Annotated in this window: 8 protein-coding genes, 3 tRNA genes and 1 pseudogene; 5 read left to right on the forward strand and 7 right to left on the reverse strand. The window is 52.9% G+C overall.

The annotated features are described in order from the left end of the window. Nucleotides 1-554: 554 nt before the first annotated feature. Nucleotides 555-832 (reverse strand): annotated as a pseudogene (locus KW828_RS21880) (hypothetical protein); the annotation flags it as partial. A 143-nt stretch (nucleotides 833-975) separates the two neighbouring features. After that, nucleotides 976-1,051 (reverse strand) — tRNA-Asn (locus tag KW828_RS06560). 331 nt (nucleotides 1,052-1,382) lie between these two features. On the opposite strand from KW828_RS06560, the gene nac reads away from it, so the two are divergent. Together nac and cbl are read left to right on the forward strand one after the other, a co-directional pair. Continuing rightward, nucleotides 1,383-2,300 carry a nitrogen assimilation transcriptional regulator NAC gene (nac, locus tag KW828_RS06565; RefSeq protein WP_218335654.1) on the forward strand — a complete coding sequence of 306 codons (918 nt, stop codon included), beginning with the start codon at nucleotides 1,383-1,385 and terminating at the stop codon, nucleotides 2,298-2,300. Nucleotides 2,301-2,400: 100 nt separating this feature from the next. Next, nucleotides 2,401-3,351, forward strand: a complete 951-nt coding sequence (gene cbl, locus KW828_RS06570) for an HTH-type transcriptional regulator Cbl (protein WP_218335655.1) — start codon at nucleotides 2,401-2,403, stop codon at nucleotides 3,349-3,351. A 44-nt stretch (nucleotides 3,352-3,395) separates the two neighbouring features. Here the strand turns inward: cbl and KW828_RS06575 are convergent, their stop codons facing one another. The 3 genes from KW828_RS06575 to mtfA form a co-directional block, all read right to left on the reverse strand. Next, complete coding sequence (locus tag KW828_RS06575; RefSeq protein WP_218335656.1) at nucleotides 3,396-5,591, reverse strand: TonB-dependent siderophore receptor; 2,196 nt, start codon at nucleotides 5,589-5,591, stop codon at nucleotides 3,396-3,398. 250 nt (nucleotides 5,592-5,841) lie between these two features. Beyond that, nucleotides 5,842-5,917: transfer RNA gene (locus KW828_RS06580), tRNA-Asn, on the reverse strand. Between the two features lie 100 nt (nucleotides 5,918-6,017). Beyond that, entirely contained in the window at nucleotides 6,018-6,815 is a 798-nt protein-coding gene (gene mtfA / locus KW828_RS06585; RefSeq protein ID WP_218335657.1) for a DgsA anti-repressor MtfA, read from the reverse strand. 93 nt (nucleotides 6,816-6,908) lie between these two features. Between mtfA and KW828_RS06590 the strand changes: the two genes are divergently transcribed. Continuing rightward, nucleotides 6,909-6,998: transfer RNA gene (locus KW828_RS06590), tRNA-Ser, on the forward strand. Between the two features lie 174 nt (nucleotides 6,999-7,172). Here the strand turns inward: KW828_RS06590 and ompC are convergent. Further along, complete coding sequence (ompC, locus tag KW828_RS06595) at nucleotides 7,173-8,339, reverse strand: porin OmpC (RefSeq protein WP_218335658.1); 1,167 nt, start codon at nucleotides 8,337-8,339, stop codon at nucleotides 7,173-7,175. 522 nt (nucleotides 8,340-8,861) lie between these two features. On the opposite strand from ompC, the gene KW828_RS06600 reads away from it, so the two are divergent. Then, nucleotides 8,862-9,332, forward strand: a complete 471-nt coding sequence (locus KW828_RS06600) for a very short patch repair endonuclease (RefSeq protein ID WP_218335659.1) — start codon at nucleotides 8,862-8,864, stop codon at nucleotides 9,330-9,332. Here KW828_RS06600 and yedA read toward each other — a convergent pair. Beyond that, nucleotides 9,322-10,233, reverse strand: a complete 912-nt coding sequence (gene yedA / locus KW828_RS06605) for a drug/metabolite exporter YedA (RefSeq protein ID WP_218335660.1) — start codon at nucleotides 10,231-10,233, stop codon at nucleotides 9,322-9,324. The genes KW828_RS06600 and yedA overlap by 11 nt on opposite strands. Before the next feature lie 179 nt (nucleotides 10,234-10,412). Between yedA and KW828_RS06610 the strand changes: the two genes are divergently transcribed. Continuing rightward, the gene (locus tag KW828_RS06610) at nucleotides 10,413-11,324 is read left to right on the forward strand and encodes a DUF808 domain-containing protein (RefSeq protein WP_218335661.1); all 912 of its coding nucleotides are present in this window, start codon (nucleotides 10,413-10,415) and stop codon (nucleotides 11,322-11,324) included. The last annotated feature ends 37 nt before the right edge of the window (nucleotides 11,325-11,361 follow it).

The following is an 11,361-nucleotide window of genomic DNA, read 5'->3' on the forward strand; positions in this document are numbered from 1 at the left end:
GTACCAGTTGAGCGGATTCGCGTTTGAATTCAGGACTGAAATTTCTTCTTTTCATTGGAGCACCTGTGTTGTTCTGAGGTGAGCATATCACCTCTGTTCAGGTGGCCAAATTCAGTAAACCACTTCATACAGTTTGCTACGGAAGCAGCGTCACGATAGTTCTATCTGCGCGTCTGTTGTCCGTCAGTTTTACGCGGAACTACAATTTACTGAAAATATTAGTAAAAGAGTGTGGTTACAATAAAGAATAAAATTAACAGGAATGAGTAATCTACCTGTTTCTGAAAAACCGCTGTTTAGCGCTGAGTGGCAGACATAAAATGCGGGGGTGCTAACTTCATGCAAACGTTCATCGCTAACCCATTCCTCGTCGGTAACTGTGGCATTTTGCCATCCTTCATCGTTCACAATCTTAATATCGCTGGAAAGGTTCTCCAGATCGCAAGGTCTGGACTCCAGTCAGAGTTCCTCAAGAACAGTGCGCAAAACGTCAGTTATTCCCTGTTTATGTCCCAGGTTTATAAGCAGATGGATATTGCGAGCCAGGACTCTGGAGAAACGCTTTGCTGAACGGCGTAACGCCTGATGTTGCACTGGTGCTGTCGGGTACGGGGCGCGCCTTCGAGAAAGCCTTTATCCACGATAACCCGCAGTAATACGGTGAAATGCTGAGTTTTCAGTGGGGTGATGAGCAGATGGTGGATGGTAGTTAAGACAGGGTTCTGGGCGAACCGCCGGGATTGACCAGCAGATAAAAACCGTGTGAATCGGAGAGTTTTACAGGACGGGAAGACAGTATTACGTTACGGATTTTAGAATCGTTTAAAGATATTTGGGAGGTACTTCAGAGTCGAACCAAACCTGATCACCAAATTAACCGGATGCGGGGGGAATATACACCGGGAAAGACTTTTACGCTAACGTATTGAATCACAATAAAATAAGGACTCATAAGAAAGCGTAAGAATCAAAATTTGGCTCCTCTGACTGGACTCGAACCAGTGACATACGGATTAACAGTCCGCCGTTCTACCGACTGAACTACAGAGGAATCGTGTGAACGGGGCGAATAGTAGCGGCGCGATCCGGGCTTGTCAAAGGCTGCATCACCCCATTTCAACCGTTTGCTGACAAATTCAGCAATCCGCTGATTTCCTCACCGAAACATGTATCCGTGCACCAGTACAGTGCAGGCGTGCCTCCTCATGGACCGCCTGCAAATCGCTGTTTCAGTGATGAAAACGCACCGGGTAATTAGAATCTCTTATTATCTGGCGGCTTACGGGCATATACGGCGGCCTCGCCAAAACTGGCAAGTATCTTGCAACTCCTCCGACATGATGACTGCCAGCGTGGCACTGTTATTCCGTACCGGAGGCAATATGAACTTTAGACGACTGAAATACTTCGTGAAAATCGTCGACATTGGAAGCCTGACTCAGGCTGCAGAAGTCCTGCATATCGCGCAGCCCGCCCTGAGCCAGCAAGTTGCCACCCTGGAAGGGGAACTCGATCAGCAGTTGCTGATCCGCACCAAGCGAGGCGTCACGCCAACGGAAGCAGGCAAAATTCTTTATGCTCATGCCCGTACTATTTTGCGTCAGTGTGAGCAGGCGCAGCTGGCGGTACATAATGTTGGCCAGACATTGCGCGGCCATGTGTCGATCGGCCTTGCACCGGGAACGGCGGCCTCCTCCATTACCATGCCGTTATTGCAGGCGGTGCGTATGGAACTGCCGGACGTTACCGTCTATCTGCATGAAAACAGTGGCATGTCGCTGAATGATAAATTGCTGAGCGGTCAGCTGGATATGGCGGTGCTGTACGAACGTTCGCCGGGCGCGGGTATTACCAGCCAGCCGTTGCTGAAAGAAGATCTTTACCTGGTGGGAACCCGTGATTGTCCGGGTCAAAGCGTCGATCTGGCGGCGGTGGCGGAGATGAATCTGTTCCTGCCGCGGGACTTTAGCGCGGTGCGCCTGCGCGTCGATGAAGCCTTTTCCCTGCGCCGTCTGACGGCGAAAATTATTGGTGAAATTGAATCCATCGGCACGCTCACCGCAGCTATTGCCAGCGGAATGGGTGGCACGGTGTTGCCGGAATCCGCCGCCCGTTCGCTGTGTGAGGCCACTAACGGCTGGATGGCGCGGATCACCTCACCGTCCATGAGCCTGCCGTTGTCACTGAACAGTTCATCACGCGCGCCGCTTTCGCCGCAGGCCCAGGCGGTGAAAGAGATCCTGATGTCACTGGTCAGCCGTCCGTCGCTGGAGGAGCGCGAGTTGTTGCTGGTGGGCTAGGGTTATTCCATTTCGACATAAGATGCAGGTTTTTATTATTTGTTCCCCCGGCCTTCAGACTCTAACAATAGCGTCATGTCTGATGGCCCGGGAGAGAAGGGTGAATTTCCAGCAACTTAAAATAATCCGTGAGGCGGCGCGCCGGGATTTCAATTTGACCGAAGTCGCCAACATGCTTTACACCTCGCAGTCCGGCGTCAGCCGCCATATCCGCGAGCTGGAAGAAGAGTTAGGCATCGAGATTTTTATTCGACGCGGCAAGCGACTGCTGGGGATGACCGAGCCGGGCAAGGCGCTGCTGGTCATCGCCGAGCGCATTCTTAACGAAGCCAGTAATGTGCGACGGCTCGCGGATCTCTTCACCAACGATGCCACCGGCGTGCTGACCATTGCCACCACCCACACCCAGGCGCGCTACAGTTTGCCGCCAGTGATCAAATCCTTCCGCGCCCTGTTCCCGGAAGTGCGCCTGGAGCTTATCCAGGGCACGCCGCAGGAAATCGAAACGCTGCTGCATAATGGCGGGGCGGATATTGGCATTGCCAGTGAACGTCTTAGCAACGATGCGGCGCTGGTGGCTTTCCCCTGGTTCCGCTGGCATCACAATCTGTTGCTGCCAGTGGATCATCCGTTAAATACTGTCAATCCGTTAACCCTTGAGGAGATTGCCCGCTGGCCGATCATTACTTATCGACAGGGGATCACCGGGCGCTCACGTATTGACGAGGCGTTTATGCGCAAAGGGCTGGCCCCGGATATTGTGTTGAGTGCGCAGGACTCCGATGTGATCCGCACCTATGTTGAACTGGGGCTGGGTATCGGTCTGGTAGCGGAGCAGTCCGGCGACGGGCTGGAGTCCGGCGGCCTGGTGCGTCTGGATACTCGCCATTTGTTTGATGCTAACACCGTGTGGCTGGGGCTCAAGCGCGGGCAGTTGCAGCGCAACTATGTCTGGCGTTTTATCGAGCTTTGCAATGCCGGGCTGTCGCTGGAGGAGATCAAACGTCAGGCGATGGAGCCGGATGAAGTGGCAATCGATTATCAGATTTAATGAAGTATGTGATGCCCGGCGCAGGCCGGGCATCAGGTCAAAACTTAAAACTGCACGGAATAGTTAACGCCAAAGGTCCGTCCGCGGCCTTTGTATTCGTAGAGCGAGGACGCGCCGTAAGTCGGGCTGTAGAGCATCTGCGCGCGCTGGCCCCAGACGGTGGTGTAATCCTTATCCAACAGGTTTTCGATGCTGAATGCCAGATTTCCCACCGGTAAGGCGTAGCCGCCGATCAGATCAACGGTGTTATAGCCGTTAATTTTGTTGCCGTTAGCATCGCTGACGTCAAATGACTGGGTGGTCTGTAGGCGCAGCGTCCAGGGATCCGGCGCCCAGCCGACGTAAGCGGTCGCTTTTGACGGGCTGGCATAACTCACATCCCATTTTTCCCATTTGCCGTCGACGCGGGTTTCGGACTTCAGCACGTTGAAGTTCACGCCGGTGCTCCAGTCGCTGTCCGGAATAAAGTAATCCACCGCGCCTTCCACACCATAAATGCGGCGCTTATCGTCATCGACGTTAATGGTCATATCACTGCGGTTTATGGAAATAGATTTATCAGACAGGGAATAATAGGCCGCCAGTTGGGTGCGCAGTGCATCGCCGGTGTAACGCCAGCCCAGCTCGTAAGAGTCAACCTTGATCCCCTGCAGTTTTGACTGCCCCACGTTGACGCTGTTCATCAGGCGATAGTGACCGTCGACCAGCCGATAGGTGCCGTTACCGTAGTATTTTCCCGGATCCGGTAATTCCACGCCCTGGGAGAAGTTTACCCAGGCCTGTTGGCGTTCGGTCAAATGGAGCAGGAGCCCCGCGTTATACAGGAAGTTGTCGTAATCCGTGGTGCCGCCTGGGATCTCGTCTGCCGAGCGGGCTGTCCCTTTGGCGATGGCCTGTTGTTGGGTGTAACCGACAAAATCCTCAATCGAATTGCGCGTGTTCTGGTAACGCACACCGCCGCTGAGGGTAACCATGTCGTTCACGTCATAGCTGGATTGCAGGAAGGCGGCGAGATTGGTGATTTCGTAGCCCGGATAGCGCCCGGTCGTGAAGATACGCTGGTTATTCAGGCCGCCGGAAGCGCTGGATTTGGCCAGATCGAAAAACATCTGGTTTGAGGTGAAACGTTCGTGATCGGCATCAAGGCCGTAGGTCAGTTGTAAACCGTCTACTGGCTTGCTGTTCAGCGTGAGTTTTGCGCCGTATTGATCGGTATCCTGCTGGGATGAGGAGAGGCTGGTCACCGCGCCGCCTGCCACCGTCGGGAACGGGTAAAAGGTGAGGGATTCATCGCGATAATAGATCTGGCTGACCAGCTCCTGACCGAGAAAATCCGTGTTCGAATACTGCATGCTGATCAGGTGACGCTCGGTACCCGGTATGCGATCCGAGTTCAGGCCTTTACTGGCATAGGCTTTACCGTTACCTGTTACCGCCGAGAAATTCTCCCCGAGGAACAGGCCATAATCATCGTCCCCCTGGCTTTTATAGTACTGGCTGACCAGCTGCAATTGCTGCGTGTCGTCGATAGCCAGCGTGCCGGTGCCCGTAACGTCCAGACGATCGGAGTACTGTAAGCCGGTCTGGGTATTATCCAGCAGCGTGGCATCGCCGTTACCGTCATACCAGCCGCCAAACTTCTGCCAGGCCACGGCCATGCGCCCGGAAATTTTGTCGTTACCGCCGGAGATGGCGCTGGCGACTCGTTCATCGTGATCTTTGCTGCTGTTAAAGCCGGATTTGGTGCCGGTTTCAAATTCCAGCAGGGTCTCCGGCTGGCCTTTTTTGGTGACAATATTAATAAGCCCGCCGGTACTGCCGCCGCCGTAGAGGGCGGTGGAGCCGGAGATCACTTCGATATGCTCAATGTTAAAAGGATCGATAGCGTCCAGCTGGCGGCTGTCGGTACGGGAGGAGTTCAGGCGCACGCCATCAATCAGCACCACAATGGCGCGGCCACGCATATTCATGCCGTAATTGGTACGCCCCTGGCTGCTGACGTCAATACCAGGGATCAGTTGTGCCAGCGCGTCTTTCAGCTCTTTGCCGCCCTTTACCTGCTGCTCCAGTTCGGCCCCCTCAATTACCCAGGTGGTTTGCGCCATTTCAGCCACGGTGCGATGAGTACGGCTGGCGGAAACTACCAAATCCTGTTCGCTGGTTTGTTGCGCCATCGCAGGCGCGATCATCGCCAGCAGCAGGGGGTTGAGCGCCCAGAGCGTTTTTTTGCAGGTGTTCATTATTATTCCTTAATTTTCATACGTAATAGTGCAATCCGCTGGCACAGCCATCCCGGAATGACACCAGTAAAATCAGTCACAAATGAAAACTTTAATTTTTGAGAATAAGAATTCTGCCGATAAAGGTTCTCATTAGCAATATTAATTGTAAGAGGCTGTGAATTTTGGTGGGGAAGGTGAGGGAAGAAGGGTGTGACGCGCCAGAAAAGCAAAAACCCCGCTCAGGTTTCCCTGAGCGGGGTTTCGAATTTGGCTCCTCTGACTGGACTCGAACCAGTGACATACGGATTAACAGTCCGCCGTTCTACCGACTGAACTACAGAGGAATCGTGTGAACGGGGCGAATACTACTGGCCCCCGATAATTGTGTCAACCGCTAATTTAACTGGCTGATTCAACTGGTGAATTTTAATTCAAATTGCTGTTTCAGTGAACATAAGGTGGTTCATCGTTAATCGCGGTACTATTGCCCCGCAGCCGCGCCAGCGGATCCTGACGATAGAAATGGCAGAAACGTTGCCACAGCGCCGGGAAGCGTGGTGCGAAAAGCTCGGGTGCGCTGAAGAAATACTCTGACAGCACGGCAAAACACTCTGCGGGATCGGTGGCAGCATACGCATCAATACTGGCAGCGCTTTCGCCAACCAGATCGATTTCATCCTGTATGTTGTTCATGGCGGCGTGGATATCATGCTCCCAGCCAGCCACTTCGCGCAGCGGGATCAGCGGAACGCCGCTGGCGCGGTCGCCGTTTCGCGTGTCGAGCTTATGCGCCACTTCATGAATGATCAGATTGAAGCCTGAGGTGTCGAATGAATCCTGAATATCAAGCCAGTTTAAGATCACCGGCCCCTGTTGCCAGCTTTGCCCCGACTGCACCACGCGCTGATTGTGCACCAGACCAATATCATCTTCCCACTCGTCGTCCACCACGAAAGGCGCAGGATAAATCAGCACCTCGTGAAAACCGTCGAGCCACTCGATACCCAGCTCCAGCACCGGTAAGCAGAAGAGCAGGGCGATACGACAGCTTTTCAGCTCATCAAGCTCCAGTCCCTGCAGGGCCACCAGCCGTTTTTGCTGCAAAAAACGATCGGCAAGCTGAACCAGCCGGTGTTGTTCCTCCGGGGTCAGACTCGATAACATCGGGACGGCAAGCGCATTTTCCCAGGGGAGCGCCAGAGTCCGTACCGTTTCATTTGCTTTCCAGGGCCATTTAATCATCGCTTTGCTCGCAAACTCGTCACTTGAACACAATTGCAGGGACAGGGTCTGTTAAAATGCCAAAGAACCTGGCATGATGGCAACCATCAGAACGGAGAGATGCCGGAGCGGCTGAACGGACCAGTCTCGAAAACTGGAGTAGGGGCAACTCTACCGGGGGTTCAAATCCCCCTCTCTCCGCCATTATTCAATCACTTATCCCGCTTCCTTTCAGTGACCGACGTCCCGTTGAGAAAATCCTTTATTCCTGTCGCCATCGGATAGTAGTCTGCCCGCCGTTATCTTGCTACCGCTTTATTCTCAAAGTACAGGTATAAAAAAGCCCGCACAACTGGCGGGCTTTAGGACGTTATGTCATCAGAACTGGTAGGTCAGGCCGACACCGACGACGTCATCCGTTGAGATGCCGTTGTCTTTGTAGAAGCTGTCATCTTTATCCAGCATGTTGATTTTGTAATCAACATAGGTGGACATGTTTTTATTGAAGTAGTAAGTCGCACCCAGTTCAATGTAGTTCACCAGATCCTGGTCAACGTAGTCTGTACCGTGGCTGGTGTTGTTGCCGCCCAGGTCGTTACCTTTTGAGTAAACCCATGCCAGAGACGGACGCAGACCGAAGTCGAACTGATACTGCGCTACGGCTTCGAAGTTTTGGGTATTGTTCGCAACGCCTGTATCACCATAAGGCGTCATATTGCGTGTTTCAGCGTACATCATAGCCAGATAGACGTTGTAGGCATCGTATTTCATGCCGAATGTCCACGCGTCCGCTTTATCGCCGCCAGCAAATTTGCTGTAACGATTGTTAAGACCACCCAAAGCAACCTGTGAATTAGTACGGTCAGAAGAGGCGTAGGCGGCACCGATGCTCAGCCCTTCCAGATCGCCCTGGAAGTTATAGGAAGAAGACAGACCGAAGCCGTCGCCATTTTCTAAACGGACATTATCACGACCGTTTTTAGTACCTTCCTGATCTTCATTAGCGTTAGTGCCTTCGTTATTACCCTGATATTGCAGGGCAAAATTCAGGCCTTCCACCGCACCGAAGAAATCACTGTTACGGTAGGTTGCTACGCCGTTAGCACGGCCCACCATAAAGTTATCGGTCCAGGTGTAGGAGTCGCCACCGAATACCGGTAGCATATCGGTCCAGGCTTCAACGTCGTACACCACGCCGTAGTTACGGCCGTAGTCGAATGAGCCGTAGTCAGCAAACTTCAGACCAGCAAAAGCCAGTTTTGCATAGTATTTGCTACCTTCGCCTTCAGTAGTATTTGCTTCAGTTTTAGAAAGGAAGTTACCGTAACCGATGAGATCACTATTGATCTGGGTTTCTCCTTTAAAGCCCAGTTCTACGATAGTTTCGTCGCCATCATCACCTGAGTTATCAGAGAACGTATGACGGGCATCGACTTTACCGTACAGGTCCAGTTTATTGCCGTCTTTGTTATAAATTTCAGCCGCGTTAGCCGCGCCAGCCACTAACAGGGCAGGCACAATGATTGCCAGTACTTTTCTTTTCATTATTTAATCCCTTTGCATCATATGAATAATAAATTATATGAATATGTGTGATTTCGGATTAAATCACAGTGCCGATACTATTCTATAAAGTTCATATTTTTTTAAAAGAAAGGTGTAAGTAAATCATATTATATATTGCAATTTATTTCTTGATTGGTAGTTATTTTTTCCATGAATATCAAGAAGATGAAATCATCCATGTGGGTTATGATATGCCTTTTAAATTAATGAGTTGTGAACATTACGTTTATATTATTCACGGTGGTTAATTGGTGCTTCAAATTCATTCATGGTGATTATGATTATATTGAGTGCGAAAAAAAACCAGCCCTGATGGGCTGGCAATGTTTACGCATTGGCATGATAACGAAATGCAAAAAATAGTTAAATCGTTCAGGTTAATAACGGCGAAATAATGGCATGCAGAAATTCCGCGCGCAACGGGATTTCGCTTTTTCAGGTGCAATAAGCTGCGGCTGCTAAACTGGCGCTATAGCAGACAGTAAAGGAGAAAACCCGGCGATGACGGATGTGCATGACAAAGCGACACGCAGTAAAAATATGCGTGCCATCGGGACGCATGACACGGCAATAGAAAAGCGGCTTTCCGGATTACTCACCGGCCTCGGGCTGGTTTTTCACGTGCAGGATGCCGCGCTTCCCGGTCGGCCGGACTTTGTGATTGATGATTATCAGTGCGTCATTTTCACCCATGGCTGCTTCTGGCATCACCACAACTGTTATCTGTTTAAAGTCCCGGCGACGCGCACGGATTTCTGGCTGGGGAAGATCGGCAAAAACGTTGCCCGTGACCAGCGTGATATTACACAGCTGCGGGCGGATGGCTGGCGGGTGCTGGTGGTGTGGGAATGTGCCTTGCGCGGGCGGCAGAAGCTGAGTGATGAACAACTGAGCGTTCGGCTGGAGGAGTGGATCTGCGGCGGCGGGGAAGCCGCGCAGATCGACACGCAGGGGATCCAGACTATTTCTTGATCTCGCACGGTGTCACCACCGGGCGGGCAGGGAACAGGTATTTCCCCAGCGTTACCAGCACTACCGCAAGAATAATGATGCCCAGCGCCAGCCACTCCACCGGCGACAGGACCTCGCCGGCAAAGGTGGTACCCAGCAGCACTGCCACCACCGGATTCACATAGGCGTAGCTGGTCGCGACAGCCGGGGTGGTATTGCGAATAAGGTACATGTACGCACTAATGGCGATAATCGAACCAAAGATTGCCAGATAGCCCACCGCTAAAAAGCCTGACAGCGTCGGCAGGGTGGTGAGGCTTTCCCCGGTGATCCAGGACGCCGCCAGCAGCACGATGCCCGCCGCCAGCATTTCAATAGCACCCGCCATCATGCCGACCGGCAGTGCAATGCGCGAACCGTACACCGAGCCAAACGCCCAGCTTAGCGAGCCGATTAAGATCATCACTGCGCCCAGCGGATTTCCGCTCAGGTTACCGCCACTGTTAAGCAGCACAATGCCGCTGAGGCCAATCGCAATGCCAAGCCACTCCAGCTTGCGGGTTTTAATGCCAAAAAAATGGCTAAAACAGAGCGTGAACAGCGGCACCGTTGCCACGACCACCGCGGCAATCCCCGACGGCACATTCTGGTGCTCCGCGACGGTGACCATGCCATTACCCACCGCCAGCAATAACACGCCGATCAGTGCGGCATTAAGCAGTGGACGCAGCGGCGGTAACCGGTGCCCGGTAAACAGCAGAAACGTCAGCAACAGAATGCCGGCGGTGAGAAAACGGACGCCCGCCATCATTAACGGCGGCCAGCTCTCGACCCCAACGCGGATAACAAAGTAAGTGGAACCCCAGATAATATAAAGCGCGAAAAGAGAACCTATAAGCGGTAAAAGCTGCCTGAAACGCATACGCCCTCGCGGCGGAATAAAAAGAAGATTTACAGTAAACGACAAAACTACTTAGCTGGCGAGTCATTTAGTTACCCGGTGAATGTTAATTTTTTGTTGACTTCAGGGCGGGCATTTCGCGGCGGGCATTTATGCTCCATACTTATTGTTATATCAACAAAAAACAGAAGGAACGTATTTTGGCGGGAAGTAGTTTATTAACCTTACTGGACGACATTGCCACCTTACTGGATGACATCTCCGTAATGGGCAAACTGGCGGCGAAAAAAACGGCGGGCGTGCTCGGCGATGATTTGTCACTCAACGCGCAACAGGTATCCGGCGTACGCGCCAATCGCGAGCTGCCGGTGGTGTGGAGCGTGGCGAAAGGCTCGTTGCTCAACAAAGTGATCCTCGTGCCGCTGGCGCTGCTCATCAGCGCCTTTATTCCCTGGGCGATCACGCCGCTGCTGATGGTCGGTGGGGCATTTTTATGTTTTGAAGGGGTGGAAAAGGTGCTGCATACGCTGCACGCCCGTAAGCATAAAGAGACGCCGGAAGCGCGCCAGCAGCGCCTCGACGCCATTGCCGCGCAGGATCCAAAAACCTTCGAGCGCGATAAAGTCAAAGGGGCGATCCGCACCGATTTTATCCTGTCGGCAGAAATCGTTGCGATTACGCTGGGGATTGTTGCCGACGCGCCGCTGCTTAACCAGGTTCTGGTGCTCTCCGGCATTGCGCTGGTGGTGACCATTGGCGTGTATGGCCTGGTCGGCGTGATCGTCAAACTGGATGATGTGGGTTACTGGCTGGCGGAGAAGCCCGGTGCTGTGGCAAGATCGGTGGGCAAAGGCCTGCTGGTGGTTGCCCCCTGGCTGATGAAGTCGCTCTCCATCATCGGTACGTTAGCGATGTTTCTGGTGGGTGGTGGGATCGTGGTGCACGGCATCGCTCCGCTGCACCATGCGATTGAACACATGGCTGGCGCACACGGTGCGGTGGTGCAGGCAACCTTACCGATGCTGGCTAATTTAGTGCTGGGCTTTGTGATAGGCCTGGCTGTTGTGGCGGTGGTGAAAGGGATCGCGCGGTTACGCGGCGCGACGCAGTAACCAGTTCTTGCCCGGCAGTGCCGGGCATTTTTACCGG

The organism is Enterobacter sp. ENT03 (assembly GCF_019218745.1).
GTDB lineage: Bacteria > Pseudomonadota > Gammaproteobacteria > Enterobacterales > Enterobacteriaceae > Enterobacter_D.

Coding starts and splice junctions, on each gene's coding strand:
- mtfA (WP_218335657.1), bottom strand. CDS start 6,815: ATGATTAAATGGCCCTGGAAAGCAAATGAAACGGTACGGACTCTGGCG.
- nac (WP_218335654.1), top strand. CDS start 1,383: ATGAACTTTAGACGACTGAAATACTTCGTGAAAATCGTCGACATTGGA.
- yedA (WP_218335660.1), bottom strand. CDS start 10,233: ATGCGTTTCAGGCAGCTTTTACCGCTTATAGGTTCTCTTTTCGCGCTT.
- ompC (WP_218335658.1), bottom strand. CDS start 8,339: ATGAAAAGAAAAGTACTGGCAATCATTGTGCCTGCCCTGTTAGTGGCT.
- KW828_RS06600 (WP_218335659.1), top strand. CDS start 8,862: ATGACGGATGTGCATGACAAAGCGACACGCAGTAAAAATATGCGTGCC.
- KW828_RS06575 (WP_218335656.1), bottom strand. CDS start 5,591: ATGAACACCTGCAAAAAAACGCTCTGGGCGCTCAACCCCCTGCTGCTG.